The sequence below is a fragment of the Proteus vulgaris genome (genome assembly GCF_011045815.1).
In the GTDB taxonomy this organism is placed as follows: domain Bacteria; phylum Pseudomonadota; class Gammaproteobacteria; order Enterobacterales; family Enterobacteriaceae; genus Proteus; species Proteus vulgaris_B.
This window is the reverse complement of record NZ_CP047344.1, coordinates 618249-639586: the sequence shown is the minus strand read 5'-3', so window position 1 is coordinate 639586 and position 21338 is coordinate 618249. Positions and strand designations below refer to the sequence as shown.

General features: G+C 31.9%; 10 protein-coding genes. 2 read left to right on the top strand and 8 right to left on the bottom strand.

The genetic code is table 11. The features are described 5' to 3' along the window. Positions 1–3: 3 nt before the first annotated feature. Positions 4–924, bottom strand: a complete 921-nt coding sequence (gene nhaR, locus GTH24_RS03050; RefSeq protein WP_072069467.1) for a transcriptional activator NhaR — start codon at positions 922–924, stop codon at positions 4–6. Between the two features lie 190 nt (positions 925–1114). After that, positions 1115–2293, bottom strand: coding sequence for a Na+/H+ antiporter NhaA (gene nhaA, locus GTH24_RS03045; RefSeq protein WP_072069468.1), 1179 nt, complete (start codon positions 2291–2293; stop codon positions 1115–1117). Between the two features lie 447 nt (positions 2294–2740). Between nhaA and GTH24_RS03040 the strand changes: the two genes are divergently transcribed. Then, positions 2741–3586 (top strand): DMT family transporter, encoded by an 846-nt coding sequence (locus GTH24_RS03040; protein ID WP_072069480.1) that lies wholly within the window; start codon positions 2741–2743, stop codon positions 3584–3586. 75 nt (positions 3587–3661) lie between these two features. Here GTH24_RS03040 and dnaJ read toward each other — a convergent pair whose 3' ends face one another. The 5 genes from dnaJ to tal all read right to left on the bottom strand — a co-directional run bounded on the left by dnaJ (position 3662) and on the right by tal (position 10252). Then, positions 3662–4801: a molecular chaperone DnaJ gene (dnaJ, locus tag GTH24_RS03035; RefSeq protein WP_164525931.1), complete on the bottom strand. Its 1140-nt coding sequence runs from the start codon at positions 4799–4801 to the stop codon at positions 3662–3664. A 105-nt stretch (positions 4802–4906) separates the two neighbouring features. Next, positions 4907–6832, bottom strand: coding sequence for a molecular chaperone DnaK (gene dnaK / locus GTH24_RS03030; protein ID WP_115350510.1), 1926 nt, complete (start codon positions 6830–6832; stop codon positions 4907–4909). 490 nt (positions 6833–7322) lie between these two features. Further along, the gene (mog, locus tag GTH24_RS03025) at positions 7323–7910 is read right to left on the bottom strand and encodes a molybdopterin adenylyltransferase (protein WP_072069470.1); all 588 of its coding nucleotides are present in this window, start codon (positions 7908–7910) and stop codon (positions 7323–7325) included. A 221-nt stretch (positions 7911–8131) separates the two neighbouring features. Then, entirely contained in the window at positions 8132–9115 is a 984-nt protein-coding gene (locus tag GTH24_RS03020) for an SEL1-like repeat protein (protein WP_072069471.1), read from the bottom strand. Positions 9116–9298: 183 nt separating this feature from the next. Beyond that, a complete protein-coding gene (gene tal / locus GTH24_RS03015) occupies positions 9299–10252 on the bottom strand; it encodes a transaldolase (RefSeq protein WP_072069472.1) in 954 nt (317 codons plus the stop codon). Positions 10253–10556: 304 nt separating this feature from the next. Here tal and yaaA point away from each other — a divergent pair, with 304 nt between their 5' ends. Next, positions 10557–11336, top strand: a complete 780-nt coding sequence (yaaA, locus tag GTH24_RS03010; RefSeq protein ID WP_072069473.1) for a peroxide stress protein YaaA — start codon at positions 10557–10559, stop codon at positions 11334–11336. Between the two features lie 67 nt (positions 11337–11403). Here the strand turns inward: yaaA and GTH24_RS03005 are convergent, their stop codons facing one another. Continuing rightward, positions 11404–21117 (bottom strand): hypothetical protein, encoded by a 9714-nt coding sequence (locus tag GTH24_RS03005; protein ID WP_164525930.1) that lies wholly within the window; start codon positions 21115–21117, stop codon positions 11404–11406. Positions 21118–21338 lie beyond the last annotated feature (221 nt).

The following is a 21338-nucleotide window of genomic DNA, read 5'->3' as shown; positions in this document are numbered from 1 at the left end:
CACTTATGGATTTACAGCACTCTTCTTATTCCCATTAAAAAGATCTGAAAAATCAGTATTACAAACGCGCTGAACCGCTGGATGTTGGATCATTCTCTCTGCAAAAATCGCGTAATACTCTTCTTTTACAGTATCAAGCATTCCAATTTCTTCGATATTGCTATGAGCAAAAGTTTCATCGGTATACAGTGAAGGTGCTACAAAAATGGCATTATAATTTAATCCGAATGCTTTCATTAATGCCGCATCATCAAACTCACCCAAAATTTCCACTTGCAGATTCTTATTACGTATCCACGTTAACAAATGGCGACCTAACATATATCGACGACCTGGGATCAGTAATTTTCGCTCTTCTAAACATTCAGGAAACGGTTTTTCAGGAAGTGGATGGCTACAAAAGAAACTCATATTACATTCACCAAGTTTTACAGAAAACAAGCCTTCTTGTTGTGAAGAATCTACTGGGCAATCCGATAAAATCATATCCAGCTTATGCTGGCTTAATTGTTCTAATAATAATTCATGCGTTGATTCAAAACAGCGCAAATGGATTTGTTCATGATCAATCACAGCAGTTTCTAATACACGACTGACTAATTGTTTAGATAATGCATCCGCAACACCGACATCAAACAACAAGTTCGATTCACGACTATAGTTGACGATATCCAGCATCTCTTGGCTTAACATAAACATTTTATCGGCATAGCGAAAAATAAGTTGTCCCAATTCTGAAGGAACTAACCCCCTTCCTTGGCGTTTAAACAACTTACCACCCAATCTCTCTTCTAATGCTTTAATTTGCCCTGTAATTGTCTGAGGTGTCAGATACAGAGCTTCTGCTGCACCTACAACAGAGCCTTCTTTACACACATGCCAAAAATAATAAAGATGGTTAAAATTGAGATGTGACACCCGCATAGTTATCTTCCTTTCAACTTCTGTGCCTTAAACACAGACTATGTAATAACGCATTAGTTTGCGATTGGCTTTCCTTGCATCCAATCCTCATAAAAACATCTACGGCACAATACACTGTATTGCACCGTAGATTTAAATATATAGCTCGGTATTTATTGTGTTGAGAAACTCAAATCCGTAATAAATTTCCTTATATTGACTTCGTTTTTGACTTCGGTAAAACAGAACGAAGCAACAAATATCCCACAACTGCAGCTACCGTTGAACCTACTAAAATGCCCAGCTTAGAGTAGGTATTATAAGCTTCACTTGCACCATCAAATGCTAATCCTGCGATAAAGATAGACATAGTAAAACCGATACCACAGAGCACAGACACTGCAAATATTTGTTTAAGATTAATCGCATCTGGTAATTTTGCAATGCCTAGTTTTACCGAAACCCAGCTAAAGAGGAAAATTCCAATCGGCTTACCCAAAAATAGTCCTAATGCGATACCTAACGGTAATGCGGATAACATGCCATCTAATGTCACACCATTTAAGGAAACCCCCGCATTACTAAATGCAAAGAGTGGCAAAATTAAATAGGCAACCCAAGGATGTAACACATGCTCTAATTCTTCAGAAGGCGAATCACCTTCTTTATTTCTTAATGGGATAATGAATCCAACTATGACACCCGCAATAGTGGCATGAATACCCGATTTTAAAATACACACCCACAAAACAAATCCAAGAACTAAATAAGCGGCGGTATTACCAACTTTACGCCAGTTCATTATACCCAGAGCAATAACAATCAGCCCAGCCAAAGCCAACGGCATCAGTGCAATACTCTTTGAATAAAAAAGTGCGATAATCACAATAACGCCCAAGTCATCGATGATCGCCAAAGCCAATAAGAAAACCTTTAATTCAACAGGGACACGTTTACCTAATAACGCCATCACCCCCAATGCAAATGCAATATCTGTTGCAGCTGGAATTGCCCAACCTTGTTGCCCAATAGAATCGGCATGATTGAACATAAGATAAACTAATGCAGGAGCTAACATTCCTCCTACAGCAGCAATTGCAGGGAAAATGGCTCTATCACGTTGAGCTAAAGAGCCTTCTTTTAATTCACGCTTAACTTCTAATCCAACCACCAAAAAGAAAATAGCCATTAAGGCATCATTTACCCAAAGCAGTAATGGCTTATCAAGTTCGAATGCACCAAACTTGAGCATAATAGGAATAGATAAAAACTCATTATACAAAGCATTTAGAGGTGTATTCGCCATAATCAATGCGATAATAGCAGCAATAATCAGAAGAATACCGCCTGATGCCTCTAATCTCAAAAATTGTCTAATAATTGCCGTCATAATATTAACCTCAAAATTACTAATCTTGTTAATAATATGCTAACCATGGATTCGTAAAAAACAGTTTATTTATGGATAATGATTCATATTTTCCGAGTTAATTGGGAAATATTAAGTAAAATAAGATAGATAGTCGAAATTAATCAACATTATTTCTTAATGAAAAAATAAAACCATAATTTAAAAAATGATTTATAACATGTTAATAAATATATATTTTTTTAATTATTAGTAAAAACAAGCATCTAATTTAATAAACGACACCAATCGATAAAATAGATCAAACATATTAATTTTTAATTATCAAAAAATAATACTATGTTTATCTTTTCCGTTTATAACGCCCTTAGATTATGAGGAAAAAAATATTATATATTTCACTATTTACCCATTGTGTTATGGTTTTATAAAAATAATTTTCGCTTTAGTACAAAGGCCTCTATCAATATGTCGATTACCGTTTTTATTGCTGTGCTATTTGCCGCTGTCTTCCATGCATGTTGGAATGCATTAGTCAAAGTAGGTAGTGATCGATTTCTTGGGATCTCATTACTTACCTTTTTTTCAGGTATTGTGACAATCCCAGCGCTGTTTTGGGTTGGACTTCCCGATATAGGAGCATGGAAATGGCTTATTCTTTCCGTCCTATTTCATATTGGTTACACCCTTTCTTTAAGCCGGTGTTATACCTTGGCAGACTTTAATCAGGTCTATCCGATTTCTCGTGGTAGTGCGCCATTAATGACCGCTGTTCTTGGCTTTTTTCTTTTTCATGAGACACTTCCTGTTACTGGCTTAATCGGCATTTTATTGATTATTTTAGGTATTATCCTTATTTCACGTAGCCGAAAAATAGCGACGCTTAATTTACGTAAAGATGCACTCTTTTTTGCGCTCCTTACCGCATTATTTACCGCAAGTTATACCCTATCTGATGGTAATGGCTCCCGAGTGGGAGAAACACCTTTTGCTTATATTTTATGGCTCTTCTTTTTAAATGGTATCGCAATGTATTTGCTGGCATGGCTTCGTTATCGCCAACACTTAAAAGCCAAAATAAAAGATTATTGGAAGCCCGCATTTTTAGGTGGTGTCATGCAATTAATCAGTTATGGCATAGTGATATGGGCAATGAGTCATGCTTCTATTGTGCTTGTAGCGGCATTAAGAGAAACCAGCGTACTATTTGCCATGGTCTTATCTGTTTATTTGCTAAAAGAACAATTTAACCGCAAACAATTATTAGCGTGTTTAGTCATTTTAGCCGGTATTGTCGCCATCAAGATGGGATAATCTTGAGCCACATTCAAATAAAAAGGCCCGATGATAAATACTGTCATCAGGCCTTTTTGAAAGGAGTAATGAAGATTATTTCGTTAAATCATCAAAGAATTTTTTCACGCCATCTAGGAAGCTTTTAGAGCGAGGTGTATTTTTCTCACCACTTTTACCACCAAATGATTCACCAAGTTGTTCCATTAACTCTTTTTGTTTTTCATTGAGTTTAACAGGTGTTTCAACAACCACACGGCACATCAAATCACCGACAGTGCTACTACGTACAGACTTGACACCTTTACCTTTCATACGGAACATTTTGCCCGTTTGAGTTTCTGCTGGGATTTTAAGTTTTACACGGCCATCCAGTGTAGGAACTTCAATTTCGCCCCCCAAAGCAGCAATCGCAAAGTTAATCGGAACTTCGCAATAAAGGTTATTACCATCACGCTCAAATATATGATGTTGACGAACATGAACCTGTACATATAAATCGCCTGCTGGTGCACCATTCTCGCCCGCTTCACCTTCACCGCTTAAGCGTATCCGATCACCCGTATCAACGCCAGCTGGGATTTTAACAGACAGTGTTTTATAACGCTCAACACGACCATCACCATGACATTTAGAACAAGGCTCTTTAATCACTTTACCGCGACCATGACACGTTGGACATGCTTGTTGTACAGTGAAGAAACCTTGACGTAAATGAACCTGACCCGCACCATGACAGGTAGAGCATGTTTCAGCCGAGGTACCTTCTTTAGCACCACTACCGTGGCATTTATCACAAGTTTCTAATGTCGGTATACGAATTTCTTTGGTTACACCACGAACCGCTTCTTCAAGCGTTAAATCCATGTTGTATTGTAAGTCAGATCCCCGTGATGCTCGTTGTTGACGGCGACCACCACCAAAAATATCACCAAAAACATCACCGAAAATATCACCAAAGTCAGCGCCACCACCGAAACCACCACCACCTTGGCCACCAAATCCGCCTTGCTCAAAAGCAGCATGACCATATTGATCGTAAGCTGCACGTTTTTGTGCATCACTTAAAATTTCGTAGGCTTCTTTGATTTCTTTAAATTTTGATTCTGACTCTTTATCACCCTGATTACGGTCTGGGTGATATTTCATTGCTAAACGCTTATATGCACGTTTAATTTCTTTTTCATCGGCGTTTTTGCTTAAACCGAGAACTTCGTAAAAATCTCTTTTTGCCATTCTAAATTACCCTTGACATAAGCACACGGGCGTAGAGTTTCCTCGACGCCCGTGTTCGGTATCAGTAACTATTCACAAGTGAGTTACCGTGGCCCGTTAAGGGCATTATTTCTTGTCTTTACCGTCAACTTCTTCAAATTCTGCATCGACAACATCATCATCTTTCTTCGCACTTGCATCTGCGCCAGCAGCATTACCTGCAGCACCAGCTTGTGCTTGTTGTTGTGCGATTTCTAACAGTTTCTCAGAAGCTTCAACTAATGCTTTAATTTTTGCTTCGATAGCGTCTTTATCTTCACCTTTAGAAGCAATTTCTAACTCACTTACCGCTTTTTCGATAGCTTCTTTATCGTTCGCTGGTAATTTATCACCTGCTTCTTCAATTTGTTTACGTGTACCGTGAACTAATTGGTCAGCTTGGTTACGAGTTTGCACTAATTCTTCAAATTTACGGTCTGATTCTGCGTTGGCTTCTGCATCACGTACCATTTTTTGGATTTCTTCTTCATTTAAACCAGAAGAAGCTTTAATTGTGATGTTTTGCTCACGACCACTATTTTTATCTTTAGCTGATACATGCAAAATACCATCAGCATCGATATCAAAAGTAACTTCGATTTGTGGCATACCGCGTGGCGCAGCCTGGATACCATCTAAGTTAAATTGACCCAGTGATTTATTATCACTAGCACGTTTACGTTCACCTTGTAATACGTGAATAGTTACTGCAGATTGGTTATCTTCTGCGGTAGAGAACACTTGGCTATGTTTAGTAGGAATTGTGGTATTTTTTGCAATCAGGGATGTCATTACACCACCCATTGTTTCGATACCTAAAGACAGTGGAGTTACGTCAAGTAACAGAACGTCTTTAACATCACCCGCTAATACACCGCCTTGAACAGCCGCACCCATTGCAACCGCTTCATCTGGGTTAACGTCTTTACGTGGTTCTTTACCAAAGAAGTCAGCAACAGTTTTCTGAACCATTGGCATACGAGTTTGACCACCAACCAGAATAACGTCGTTAACTTCACTTACTTTCAGGCCTGCATCTTCTAATGCAACACGTACTGGTTCCATTGAACGCTTAACTAAATCTTCAACTAAAGATTCTAGTTTTGCACGAGTTACTTTGATATTTAAATGTTTAGGGCCTGTTGCATCGGCAGTAACGTATGGCAAGTTAACATCTGTTTGTTGTGCTGAAGATAATTCAATTTTCGCTTTTTCAGCAGCTTCTTTCAGACGTTGCATTGCTAATGGATCGTTACGTAGATCAATGCCTTGTTCTTTTTTAAACTCATCAACTAAATAGTTAATTAAACGGCTATCGAAGTCTTCACCACCTAAGTGAGTATCACCATTGGTTGACAGAACTTCATAGGTTTTTTCGCCATCTACTTCATCGATTTCGATGATAGAGATATCGAATGTACCACCACCTAAGTCATAAACTGCGATAGTACGGTTACCAACTTCACGATCTAAACCGTAAGCCAGAGCAGCTGCTGTTGGTTCGTTAATAATACGTTTAACTTCAAGACCTGCGATACGACCCGCATCTTTAGTTGCTTGACGTTGCGCATCATTAAAGTAAGCAGGAACAGTAATCACTGCTTCAGTAACGGCTTCACCTAAATAGTCTTCTGCTGTTTTCTTCATTTTTTTCAGGACTTCAGCAGATACTTGTGGCGGAGCCATTTTATCGTTACGAGCTTCAATCCAAGCATCACCATTATCAGCCTTAACAATTTTGTAAGGCATGATAGCGACGTCACGTTGAACTTCTTCATCTTCGAAACGACGGCCAATTAAACGTTTGATGGCAAATAAAGTATTTTGTGGGTTAGTCACAGCCTGACGTTTTGCTGGCTGACCAACTAAGATTTCACCATCTTGTGCATATGCAACGATTGAAGGAGTAGTACGATCGCCCTCACTGTTTTCAATAACCCGAGCAGTTTTGCCATCCATTACAGCAACACAAGAGTTAGTTGTACCCAGGTCAATACCAATAATTTTACCCATTTAAACGCCTCCAAAGAGAATTCTTTATCAATTTGACTACCAATCTATATGAGGATGAATATTCATTTTTCAAGTCAAAAATTAATAGACTTAACAACATCATTTCAAAGCGGATATAAAATCAACGCAACTCAATAGTGGTAATTGCAGTTGAAAAGAAGATGGGGTCATAAATACATTCATCAAGGGGAATCATAAAAAAAAATGCAAAAAATGCGAAAAAATTGGATCAGCCAAGTCTAAATAAATTAAAATTTATTATTTATCAAACAGTTATGTAATACGCAAATAATATCATGACGAATTAACACACAAACTTTAAGACTTAACTCAAAACACAATCATAATTAATTGAAAATTAAGACTTTTAACAAACAAAAAAGAAAAAAGAAAAAAGAGATTGAATAGAATGAGGTTATTTTTGTACTACTTGAATACAGTACGAATTCCAAGCATTCATACAAACAGTTCAAATAACCTCTTAAATTATTTATGCAGAAGTAGAACGGCGGGCTGATTTTGGTCTAAATGCTGTCACAATATCTTCGTTTGTTTCAACGTAAGGGCCATCTAACAATTGGATACAATAAGGTACGCTCGCAAAAATACCACTAACAATCACTTTGCCTTCGCTGTCTTTTAACCCTTCTAACGTTTCTGCAATCGCTTTAGGTTGTCCGGGTAAGTTTAAAATTAATGCTTGGTTACGAATAACACCCACTTGTCGAGATAAAATTGCAGTAGGTACAAATTTCAAGCTAATTTGGCGCATTTGTTCACCAAAACCAGGCATTTCTCTATCTGCAATGGCCAACGTCGCATCAGGAGTAACATCACGGCGTGCAGGCCCCGTTCCTCCTGTTGTTAGTACTAAATGGCAACCTGATTCATCAACAAGTTCACAAAGCGTTTGCTCAATCATCAATTGTTCATCTGGGATCAAACGAGATTCGATATGAAAAGGCGTTGTTAACGCAGTTTTTAGCCAAGCCTCTAAAGCGGGTAAGCCTTTATCTTCATAAACCCCACTTGATGCGCGATCAGAAACAGAAACTAACCCTATGCGTAATTCGTTCATATCAACCTCAATTAATCAATGACCATCTAACTTGCGCGCAGATATTACCATGAGAACACAAGAGAATTAAAAATAATCTCAATATATTAATGATGTTTAATATTTGATTATTGAGAAAGGATAATAAAAATTGATAACTCTCTATTTTATTTATCGTTAACTAAAATAGAAAAAGGGAGCATAAGCTCCCTCTCTTTAATCCTAAATAATATTAATCAATATCATTCATCAATATATTTAGCTATATAAGACGCTGCTAAACTTTTAGCTTCTGCTAATTGTGCCGCATTTAATGCACGAGCAGTACGTTTTAGCATTGCTTCATCACCATCGCCATTTTCAACAGCAACAGTAAACCATGCATAAGCTTGTTTCAGATCACGTTTAACGCCTTTGCCGTAGTAATAGTTTAACGCAAGATTATTTTGTGCAAGACCATTACCTTGAATAGCTGATTTTCTGTACCATTCAACGGCTTTACGTGCATCTTTAGCCACACCATCACCTTCATCGTACATCACACCTAAGTTATTTTGTGCGTCACGATTACCTTGGTTTGCAGCCTTCGTATACCAGAAAACAGCTTTAGCACCGTTACGCTCTACACCCTCACCGTCATCATAAGAGACAGCAAGATTATATTGCGCATCAGAGTGGCCTTGTTCTGCTGCTTTCGTATACCAGACAACTGCTTTTTCATGATCTTGTGCTACACCGATACCTTCATCATAAGAGATACCGAGATTGTATTGCGCATCACTATCACCTTGCTCGCCAGCTTTAGTATACCAATACACGGCTTTCTCATGATCTTGCTCTACACCATCACCATCATCATAAGAAACAGCAAGGTTGTATTGTGCTAAAGAAACGCCTTGAACTGCAGCTTTGTTATACCAATAAACTGCTTTTTCTGCATCGCGATCAATATCATCGCTCATGTCATACATAAGTGCTAAGTTTAACTGCGCTTCAGCATGACCTTGCTCTGCAGCTTTGGTATACCATTCCAGCGCTTTTTGTGCATCTTGTTCAACACCTTCGCCATTCTCATATTTTACGCCCAATTGATATTGAGACGCTGAATTTCCACCTTCAGCACTTTTTTCAATTGCAGGTAAAGAGAAAGCGGTTTTGCTCTCTGCCATTGCAGCGCCACCAAAAAATAACGATGCAAGTACCGTTGCCAAGACAATCTTTTTCATAATTCACCAATAATAAATAGAGTATTTTAATAATATATTTTTATAATTATTACTGGATAAATAATATATTCCAATCAATTTAATCTTAAAATTTTCTTAAATGTTATTTTGAGAAGAAAAAAATGAAAATACCCACCTATAAAAGATGGGTATTTAAGATTTTTATAAGAATTTAACGACGAATTATAATAAATCCGCAATCATTTTCTCTAATTTTTCCTGATCGACAGCAAATTTACGAATACCGTCAGATAATTTATCTACTGCCATTGGGTCTGCATTATGCTCCCAATAGAATTGTGCTTCAGTGATAGCTTCTGGACGTGCTTTCACTTCACCTTTATAAGATAACTTATGTTCAACTTCACCTTCAGCTTCTGATAATTCTTTTAACAGTGCTGGTGCGATAGTCAGGCGATCACAACCTGCTAATTCTAAAATCTCACCCATATTACGGAAGCTTGCACCCATAACTACGGTGTTGTAACCGTGTTGTTTGTAATAGTTATAGATTTCAGTCACAGAAATAACACCCGGATCTTCAGCAGGTGCAAATTCTTTTTTATCTGTATTAGCTTTATACCAATCCATGATACGACCAACAAATGGAGAAATCAGGTAAACACCTGCTTCAGCACATGCGCGCGCTTGAGCGAAAGAGAACAGTAAAGTCAGGTTACAGTTGATACCTTCTTTTTCTAATTGCTCTGCGGCACGAATACCCTGCCAAGTAGATGCTAATTTGATAAGAATACGATCGTTGCTAATACCTGCATCGTTATAAAGCTTCATTAAATGACGCGCTTTAACAATACAAGCTTCAGTGTCATAAGAAAGACGTGCATCCACTTCTGTTGAAATACGACCAGGGATCAGTTTTAAAATTTCTAAACCGATATTTACTGCCAGTTTGTCACAAGCATCAACGATTTGTTGTTCACGAGAATCGCTTTGTGCGCGAGCCCATTCAATCGCTTCATCAATTAATTTACGATATTCAGGAATTTGAGCTGCATTTAAAATTAAAGATGGGTTGGTAGTTGCGTCTTGTGGCTGATACAGTTTCATTGCTGCAATGTCACCAGTGTCAGCAACAACCGTTGTCAGTTTACGCAAAGAAGTCAATTTGTTGGTCATTTTGTTTATCTCATCTACTAGGTAAATCTGTTTGCAGTCACCTGCGGATATCTATTGATAATAACATGGACTGCTCACACTACAAGACGCTTAGATTCATACAAAGCAATTATTTGAATGCCAAACGTTTTCGCAAAGCAAAAGCGGAAAAAAACAGAAGAACATCATAAGCTGAATCGTTTAATTTGTCGGTTTTTACGACAAATTAGCAAAATCATTGTTTTTTCCTATTGCTATAATTTAGTCTATCATCGAAAGAATTTGTTATATTCAGTCAATATTAAAATAACGTACCGAGGGAATTATGCTAATTACTATTTCACCAGCTAAAACACTGGATTTCGAATCGCCTTTAGCAACAACGCAGTTCACCCAACCTGAATTGCTAAAATATTCCCAGCAACTTATCGAAGAGTGCCGAAAATTATCTTCAAGTGATATCGCTAGTTTAATGAAAATAAGCGATAAATTAGCAGGATTAAATGCAGCACGTTTTGGTGAGTGGCAACCTAATTTCACACCAGAAAATGCACGCCAAGCTATTTTAGCATTTAAAGGTGATGTTTATACAGGCATGCAAGCTGAACTCTTTTCTGAAGATGATTTTCAATTTGCTCAACAACATTTACGCATGCTTTCTGGCTTATATGGTGTATTGCGCCCTCTGGATTTAATGCAACCTTATCGTCTTGAAATGGGAATAAAACTAAAAAATAAAAAAGGGAGTGATTTATACCAATTTTGGGAAAACACCATTACAGAAGCATTAAACAAAGCGATTGAAGCACAAGGTGATAACGTTTTAGTTAATTTAGCCTCTGATGAATATTTTAAATCAGTTAACCCGCAAAAACTCAATGCTGAAATTATTAAGCCTGTTTTTCTAGATGAGAAGAATGGGAAATACAAAGTCATTAGCTTTTACGCTAAAAAAGCGCGCGGATTAATGAGCCGTTTTATTATTCAAGAAAAACTCACTGACAAAACACAACTTAAAGAATTTGATTTAGAGGGTTATCAGTTTAACTCAGCAGAATCTGAAGGTAACACCTTAGTGTTTAAACGCGCAGAGCAATCTCTTTAATGAGCAAAGCCCACATTGAAATGTGGGCTTTGCTACTGATCTCTAATGCAAAATCAATACATAACGATCAATTTAAATGATTAATTATGACGGGTAATAATGACCAATCAGGTGTACTAGGAAGCTGCCCCCCGACCATCGAGGAAAGTTGTGTCTGATTAAATTGTGCCATTTCATAAATAATTGCCGATAAATTGACACTGTCTACTTCTTTTGCTTTCTGCTCAACTTGACATGAGGGTGAACTTTTGAAGTATTGATCTTTAATAGTTAACGTAAATTGATTATCCTGAGAACGTAATATTTCATCATGTCCTTCTCGTGATGAGATTAACGGTTTATTTTTATCAACCCCAGTAATAAATACCCTATTATGGCCTTGGTTATCCATGATAACCACATTTCCTTCACGTTGTGCTACCACGTAAATATCATTACCTACACTACCGCTCAGATAATCATGACCTTTATCTGAAATAAGTAAGTCATTACCCTCACCACCATAAAGCTTATCATTTCCCTCTTCGGCTAGAAGAATATGATGCCCTTTTTCTACAATCAATATATCATCACCGGCTCCCCCCGAGATCACTGAACTTGCTTCATTATGATTAATGACAATATCATTCCCTTCAAATACATCGATAATTGGTAATAATTCAATATTAGGAATATCTTGCTGTTTAAATTTCTGAGATAACAAAGAGGGATCAGCATTATGATGGTATACACCCGATCCATTCCTAAGAAATTCATTAAATATAATATTATTTTGAATAACTAAATTATCATCACCCGATGATATTTCAAAAACATCAGGTACTATAGGAATAAGTAATCCATTTTCTTTATATTTATTAGGTAAAGAAAAAACCTTACTATCTTTATCAATAATACGAAATGTTAAATTTTTGAATAAATTATTTTTTAATAATATTTCATTTATATCTAAATATAGATGTCCATTAGGATTGTAGCGATGAGCAAGAATACCATTATCTAACTTAAGCTCATAACCACTGACATCAGAAAGAATAATATTAGCACTGCTTTCTTTACTTTTATCAAAATTAGAGGAGTTAATAAGTATATCAATATGCTCACCTTCAATGTTCGCAATAAATGTTTTTAATTGATAAGCATCTTGTCCATTACTCAGTTTTATTTTTGAATTTGGAGTTACTGAAAAATAAGCATTATCATCAGTACTACCTTCTAAAGTAAAGGAAATAGCCTCACCCAAAGCAACACCGCTATATTTTAACTCAGGTAATAAGCTATATGTTTCATTATAATGAGAAAAAGTTGCTATAAGCTGTTTTTTGACTTCATCCAAATAAAAATGTGTCATTTTCTCCTTACGTTTTGAATAATTTTCCAAATAGCTAAAATTAAATAACACATTATTATTTGGCATCAAATTATCATTTATTGTTAACATAAAACCATCATCCGTAATCAAGTTATAATGATGATTAACTTCAGTACTTGTAATATTTTCATATACATTTTTTAATCTAATAAATGTTGGGATAATTTTATTTTCTTTATCTGAAAGAATTATTTTATTATTAATTTCAATAATAAGATCTTCTTTATCACGAGTTATTTTTTTTATATCATTAAAGTAGTGCTCTAACTTTACAACACTATTGCTTTTATTTTTTATATTTTCAAAAAGAGTAATATTAATCTGTTTTCTATCACTGTAATGTTCTGGTGCAAATGCGACAATATAAGTGTCATCGCCATCTCCTCCTTCAGCAATCCCTTCGACTAACCGAATGACATCATTACCTTGATGACCATAAATCATATCATCACCCGATACCCCATCAAGATAATTATCTTGGTTATTACCAACCAATAAATCGTTCCCTTTATCACTGCCAATCACATTTTCAATACTGTCTAAATAAGCAATAACTTCATGAGATTGCAATTTTATATTCGGCATTGTATCAACAATCACTTTTGGAGCCCGTGTTTGTGCCTTTTTATCATGATAGAGATAAATTTTAGAGCCAAAGTTAAGGCTATTAGAGGGATTAAGTACATGAGTAAATTTTACGAAATTTGCCAACAAATTTACTTCATAACCTGAATGTATTTTTGATTTTTCAGCAATGCAAAGTGTATCATTACCTTCTCTCCCATAAAAACGGCTCGCAAATTGCGGAGATTTTGTCGTGTAAAGATTAAAAATATCATCTTTAATTCCTCCGCTTAACCGTTTAGTACCATTATAAATATCAAAGGTATTTTTTACATTTTTCGGTGCTGCGATAATGTCATTGCCATTTTTAGTATTAAAATAGAAATCTTCATTTTCTTTAAACGGATAATAATAATAATAAACTTTCTGATTATTAACACAGTGCAACTCTTTATTTAAATCTTTCCTCAATAGCAAGATTTTATTTTCTGTCATGGTAATTTTATCAATAAATTCATCGTCAATCATTTCTAAATGACGAGCATCTCCTTTTTGAGGAACAATATCTATTGTATATTTTTTGAGTTGAGAGATATAAAAGTCAAGATCAAATATCAGTGTTTCATCTGTCTTTATTGCTTCTTGAGGTTCATAATATTTATACTTTGTTTCCTTTAAAACAAAGTAAGGGGATAAATTTGCAAAGTTCTCTGCATCTTCTTTAGACATCAATTTAGCTTGATTTTCTGCAATAAAAGTTGCTATTGGAGGGATCAGTAATCCTGTTGGATCATTAAATAACTCATACACGACTTTATAATAATTTTTTTCTTTATAAAAATAGTCTTCATTAGTATAAAAATATTTACTATTAGGATTATGCTTTATTAATTGTTGATAATAATCCAGACTGGCTTTTTCCGTTGATATTTTAATCGACTCTTTAGTCTCTAATAAGGTAATTTCATTTTGTTTTTTGGCAGCAATCTTGCCAGTAAACGCGGCAAGAAAACCACTTTCTATTTCCTCCCATACAGTAAAAGGAACTTTATTTTTTGCTTCTTCAACAACACGTACCGCATTATAAATAGTCGTTATTAATGCAACGGCAGCACCCACAACAATCCCTATGGGACCAGCAACGGTGCTTCCCGCCAAAATAGCAATAGAAACACCAATAGTAGCTAATGCCGATACAATAGCGAACGTGCCGTTAACAATGTAATCATCTCGTTTTCTCGCATTAGATTCTGATGATATTCGACTGAAATTATCGTACATGTTATAAATATCAAATCCCACAGAAAGTAGGTTTAATGCCATTCCCACACGAGTGCTCATCTTTCCGGCATATTCCAAAGTATTTGTACGGTGTTTTAACATGCCTTTTGCTACCGCAATTTCAATGATTTCAGATAACCCGTTATAAGTCATTTCTGTCCACATTATGGCAAGATTAGCGCTGATCTCTTTTCGCTGATCTTCACTTAAACTGCTATCCTTTAATAAATCCATCATATTTAAAGTTGAATTTATAGATTGCCACATACCAAAAGTGATATTCCCATAACCAATACCAGATATAACTTTCATATAACGTGGTATTTTTAAGGTTGGATAACGTAATTTATCCCAATAATTTTTATTTACGTCTACTTCATTTAATTCAATAATTTTTGCTAAACGCTCTTTTGCTGCTAAATAATCCATTCGATTTATATCTGGTGAAAGTATTGAAGCAATATTTTTTTCTTTTTGATTTAATTGTTTTTTTAATAAAGAAATGATGGCATTATCATCATCACTACCTGATGCAGATAAGAAAAAATCATTAAGTTTATCTGCATAAAATGTTAGCTTTTCATTTTTCAATGAAAATGATTTTAGATCTGTTTTTAATATAGGCACATCATTAATATAACATCCTAATGAAGATAATATTTTTTTATTAATCTCAATATTATCAATTTTAATTGTAGATTTATTATCCAAATCAAGTTGTATTTCTTTCCCCATAAGTACGAGTTTATTAAATAATGATATTGATTTAGTATCAAACTCGCTAATATGATAAATAGAACCTACTTTTTTATTACCCTCAACTCTATTTTTATAACTAATATTATTTATCAAATTTAGCAAATCAGAAGTTATTTTATTTTTATCATGTCCTATTATTTTTATATTACCAATCTTATTAATAAAAACATCAAATATTATTTTTCCTTCAGGAGAACTATTAATGGTTAAATTTATTTTTTTGCGATCTATCTCTAAGAGATAATTCCCTGATTTTAATCCAATGATTATTTCATCTAATATGCCATAATTTAAGTGTTTAATATTTTCTTTTAGATCTTTACTCTCTGAAAGTGTTGAAAGCAATGATTCAAAAAGAGATAAGTAGTGCTCTTCATGACTATTAATGTTATCTATCGCTTTTTTATAATACAACTCCTCAATTATAGACAAGTGATCAATATGCTCGACGTTGTCTCTTATTTCACTTGATAAGTAATTAAATAAAATTAAAGAAGAGAAGTTTTCATTACCAGAGACAGAAAAATATTGAGGTAAATTTAAAAGTTTCTTTTTAAATGTATGATAAATATTTTTTTCTTGTTTATTTAAATCAGTAATGAATTGAGTAGTGATTTTTTTAAGATGTATAGTTTCATTAATTTTCTGATTTGCATCATTGAAGTTAGTCATTAGTGAATAAAACAACATCATATCTAATTGATTAATAGTATATAAATACTTTTCTTGTGTTGATACTATTCGTAGCAGTTCACCAACTAATTCATTTTCAGATAATGAAAAGAAATCAGATAATAATTGTTTAGAATTTTTCGATAGCTTTTTTATTACTCCAGGATCATCATTAATAGAACTAATTAATATTTTTATTGATACAATTTTATCTTTAATAAATAAATCATGAATCTTATTATCAAATATGTTCATGAAATTATTTTGATCAACATCATGAATAACAAATTGATTGAATTTCTTACTTACTAATGGATCATTAATTATTTCAATTAATTTATTTTTTATATCCTCATGAGAGCCAGAATGAAATAATTTAGAAAGTTCATCATAATATTTATATACTGAATAATCTATCGACAATTTATGATAAATAATTTCATCAATAATTTCACTCGGTGTCGCTAACTGAATTATTCTAGTTTCATCAATTAACATTTCATTTGTTATGTGTCTTTCAAAATCCTTATTAGGGTTAGTCATAATATCTAATTTATGTAAATCTAGAGGTTCTGTAATAAACTCCCTGATAGATTTACCATTTTTAAATTTAAAATCAATTAATGCCTCTGCGTTAATACTTAATATTTTATCAAATACAAAATCGCCTGATTTTATTTTTTCTAATTTATATATTTTTTTAGCATTAATATCATTACCATAGAAAAATTCTGTTAAATAATATTTAAACTGATTTTCTTTTGAAAATTCAGCTAAGCCAAAATTAGGATCGTATAATCCATAATTAGAATTATTTTTATTGCACCATACAAGTAAAGCATGATCTTTCGTATAAAGTTGTAAATAATTAGAAGATGTATTCTTATTATTAAAAAGACGATGAAAAACAGAGTTTAATGTTAGCTCATGAGTTTCTTGCTTAATACCCTCGGTAATTGAAGCTAACGATAATTTGCCACGACTAAGTTCTTGAAGTGTAGAAAGTAAATTTTTCGTTGACTCATTTAATTCTAATTCATTATTTATTATTTGCTGCTTATTTATATCAGCATCAAAAAAATCAATTAACCAAGCCAGCTTTTTTAAAAATAATTGACCACTTTGCTGATTTCCTTGGTGCTCAAAATATTTCACTCCTGCAAATAACATACTTAATGATTCACAAAACCCTTCACCTCCCTCTTTTAATTTTGATAAAACAATCTTTTGAGGAAAAGAGAGAGATAATGCTTTACTATCAACCATTCCTTTCTTCTGAACTTTATTAAATAACTGAACAAATCGCTTTCTTTGTTTACCTAATTCTTCAAGACTTAATACTCTGTTATCTATTTCTCTAAGCAGTGCTCCTAGCTCCTCCATTTTTAAATTATATTTATTTTTTTCTATATAATTTAAAATATCATTTTCAGTCATATGACTTGAGAAATCATTAATAAAGTTAACAATTTTATTTCTATATCCAAATAGAAAATCGTTATCCTTTCTATAATCAGGATAAATAGAATTTATTTTTTTATATATTTTATTTGCATGATAAACACGATGATATTTTTTATTTTTTTCGATCGATGATATAGATTTTTCCGTCACCACTTCATTTAATATAAAGTCATTTATTATTTTATTTATTATATTTTTAGTATCAACAGGAACACTATAAATAAGTGTTCCCTCAGTAGATAACATTATTTTATCATTGCTAATTTTGTATACTGGCACATTTATTTTTTGAGCAATGCCTTCAATAAATTGCTCACTATAAATAGAATTATAAATATTTTCTTTTTTACCTATATAAATAATTTTTTCGCTTGGAATGGTATTTTCATAGAGAGTATCGTATACATATTCAATTTCTTTTTTCTTCTTTACAATTTTACCAAAAACCCCCTCACTCTCCTCATAACTAATCATTGTGAATTTTATTTTTTTATCCTTACAAAAAGAGATAAATTCTTCTAATTGTGGATATTTTTTAAATAAATTATTTATTAATTCATTCTTCACGCCTGTGATATTAAAAAATCTAATTTCTTGATTTAGATCTGTGGGAAAAATATCAATAAAAACATGAGATATATCATTATTTAAAATAATATTCTTATTATCTAATAAATATTTAATTATTTTATCATTATATTCAAATAATACATTATGAGTATCTAGTTCAGAAATATATAGTTCAATTGATTTATTTATTAACTTCTCTGGATCTTCTTCTTCAATATAAAATCTATTTGGGAAATATTCCGCATCATTATCTTCCTTATAGATACTTTCTAATTCAGAGATCTCTTTTTGTAATAAAAAATCTTTATAAGTTTGAGTGGAATATGTGCTAATATAGATTTCATTATAAGTTTTATCTTTATAAATTATTTTTTTATCCAACTGATTTTCTATTACTTCTAATAGATAATTAATTGCAGGATCTTCCCTGTTATTATTTAATTGATTATAGGTAATATTAGTATAAACTTTATCATTTGAAATGATAAAAAAACTGTCCTTTATATATTTAATACTGATCCCATCAATAATATTTTTTATATTTTCATTTTCTAACATGAAATAGTAGTTTTTATAATTTATTTCATCGACACTAATTCCATTATTTAATAAAAAATTACTCTTTATATTATTATAAATAAAATCACTGATACCAAAATAACTTCCATTATTCTCTGACACAATGATTTGATAAATTCTAGCTGCTACTGAGCTATTTTTTGATGCTATAGATAAAAAGTTATCTTTATTAATATTTACAAAATAATTAAAAATCTTACTTTCTAATTTTTTGTATATTTTATTTAATATTTCATTAACTGGGCTATTTTCATATTTTTCAATATAATCAGGAATAAATTTCAACAATTCAATACTAGCAACAAGCTTATTAAAATAAACATTTCCATGTAATATTTTAAGATTAGATAAAATAGCTGACAATCTTATTTTTGACTGCCCCCTTGCTAAATCTTTATTTATGTTAATTAAATTCTCAAAATAATTATCTTGAAAATCTATATATCCTTTATTATTATTTTCTCTTACACTAGGGAAATTAATTAATGTTGGTGTGATAATAACTTCGCCATCACTATCTTTGCCTAAAATCATTTTATTTATTGATTTATCATGGGTGATTTTATCAATATTTTTTTGAATATATAAAATAGTTTCATTAATAGAATCACTTTCAATACTTACTTCTATGATCCTATTATTTTCTAATATTTCAATAATTAATGTATTCCCATCAATTAATTCAATTACTTTCCCTTTAATATTATCTTTAAATTCTAAAGAAAAACCTATTTTTTTTAAGTTCTCAACTAAATTTTTATTTTTTTCTGCTAAACTTTCACTCCATTTAGTTTGGTAAAATGGGTTACTATTTTCTTCACACTCAACAATCCCAATATATTTTTTTCCTTTCCTAATTATGGGTTTATAATTAGACAACAACCATTTAAACTTATCTTTAAAATCATCAAAATGATAGAATTCAAATACTCCCAAGTTTGCATCAAACAATGAAAGAAAATATTCTTTCTCTGTATACACCTTTAATGAAAAGGCAATGTTATGAACATCAGTTTGTATATGTGAATAATAGTTTTTTTTATTAATTATATTATCCATGATGATATTTAAAAAATCATCTATAGTTGATTCCCTTCGTTCTTTTAATGTTAACCCCATACTATAAATATATTGACTAAAATTAATCTCTTTATTATTAAACATCTCTCTTGGATCATAAATATATAAATCAAGATATTCTTTATATTTTTTAACCCTCCAATAATCATCATAATGTGAAAACTGAGAAGATTGAGAATAAAATATTTTTTTTGTTTCCTCCATTAGTCTCATTAAATTGTATTCAACTTCATTATTAATCAAAATATTTTCCAATGCTTTTATTTTTTTATTTTTAGTATTGAAATAAAGTAACTCTGCACATTTTTTTAACCATATAATATAGTTAGTTCCATATTCTACACCATTATTTCTTATTTCTAATAAATAGTTCATACTTAACCCATAACAGAGCCCTCCTATCGCTTCATCATGCGAGAATTCATAGGTCGATTCAGCCGTTCCCAGTATACTAATATGTTCCATTATATTGCTCATTGGTATAATGAAATCACTATCTTGATTAAATTCAATGTATCTATTATTTTTTGAAATCTTCGTTTTTATCCATTTATTTCCTTTTTGACTAAAAATGGTTTCAATTCCATCATCCGCCTCTTTATAATATTGCATTGCTATATTTATACTTAACTCTATAGAGTCACTATAAATATGTAATATTGTTTCTATTTTTTTCTCTTTATTTTTAACAATGAAAACAGATTTACTTTTGTTAGATTCTATCATTCTTAACGTATAATTATCATCCAATTCTCCTTCACCTTGTTTTTTTATGCTTTCTACCCATTCATTAAGCATAAAGTCTTTATTTACAATCCAATCACTTCTATAATAATTATTATTAATAAATTCATATTTTTGATATGAATTTACCTTTAAAGTCTCTAACTTATCTATATCTTTTAAATTTATAATGACATCACTAACCAAGTCACTTTTGGTATTAAAAAATTTAACAATATTATCAATAGAATAAATCGATATATAAACACCCTCACCTTCATTTATATAACAATAATAATACCCATTATTAGTAACGATACTATGAACACCATCATTTTTATTTTGAAAATATGTTTCTATTTTATATTTCTTTACTAATGAAGGTTTCATTTCCTTTTGTTTTTTATAATTAAAAATAAGAGTATTTATATTTAAATTAATATTTTCTTCTATTTTTTTTATGACATAATTCTCAATTCTATTATTTTTAACATTCAAATCATATAAATCAATAGTATTTTTAATTTCTAATAAATAATTATTTGAAAAATATTCTCCTTTATCTATTAACTTATTTATATAACTTAATAACAGCGCATTTTTGATTACATCATTATTAATATCTCTATTTCCAATAATTTCTATTATGAACCTTTCAATATCATTTGAAATTTCATTAATTATGTTATTTATTACAATACTTTTATTATTTTTCATATTTCATTTCTTCTATTCTTTATTAAAAGAACAACATTAATATTATAAATAGATAATACTCTAATTATTAAAATATTAACTTTTATAAATATTATTATTAGATATTTTCTGTTTGTTGATTTGTGTAAGTTTTATATTTGAAAAATTAATAGAAAGAAATAACTATAATTGCTTATTTAAAAAAAACGCCAGTATTTCACTGGCGTTTTTTATTGAGATCC

What these genes read in the sequence shown, in the direction of transcription:
- GTH24_RS03040 (WP_072069480.1), top strand. Translation starts at nt 2,741, where the DNA reads ATGTCGATTACCGTTTTTATTGCTGTGCTATTTGCCGCTGTCTTCCAT.
- mog (WP_072069470.1), bottom strand. Translation starts at nt 7,910, where the DNA reads ATGAACGAATTACGCATAGGGTTAGTTTCTGTTTCTGATCGCGCATCA.
- dnaK (WP_115350510.1), bottom strand. Translation starts at nt 6,832, where the DNA reads ATGGGTAAAATTATTGGTATTGACCTGGGTACAACTAACTCTTGTGTT.
- yaaA (WP_072069473.1), top strand. Translation starts at nt 10,557, where the DNA reads ATGCTAATTACTATTTCACCAGCTAAAACACTGGATTTCGAATCGCCT.
- GTH24_RS03020 (WP_072069471.1), bottom strand. Translation starts at nt 9,115, where the DNA reads ATGAAAAAGATTGTCTTGGCAACGGTACTTGCATCGTTATTTTTTGGT.
- nhaR (WP_072069467.1), bottom strand. Translation starts at nt 924, where the DNA reads ATGCGGGTGTCACATCTCAATTTTAACCATCTTTATTATTTTTGGCAT.
- dnaJ (WP_164525931.1), bottom strand. Translation starts at nt 4,801, where the DNA reads ATGGCAAAAAGAGATTTTTACGAAGTTCTCGGTTTAAGCAAAAACGCC.
- tal (WP_072069472.1), bottom strand. Translation starts at nt 10,252, where the DNA reads ATGACCAACAAATTGACTTCTTTGCGTAAACTGACAACGGTTGTTGCT.
- nhaA (WP_072069468.1), bottom strand. Translation starts at nt 2,293, where the DNA reads ATGACGGCAATTATTAGACAATTTTTGAGATTAGAGGCATCAGGCGGT.
- GTH24_RS03005 (WP_164525930.1), bottom strand. Translation starts at nt 21,117, where the DNA reads ATGAAAAATAATAAAAGTATTGTAATAAATAACATAATTAATGAAATT.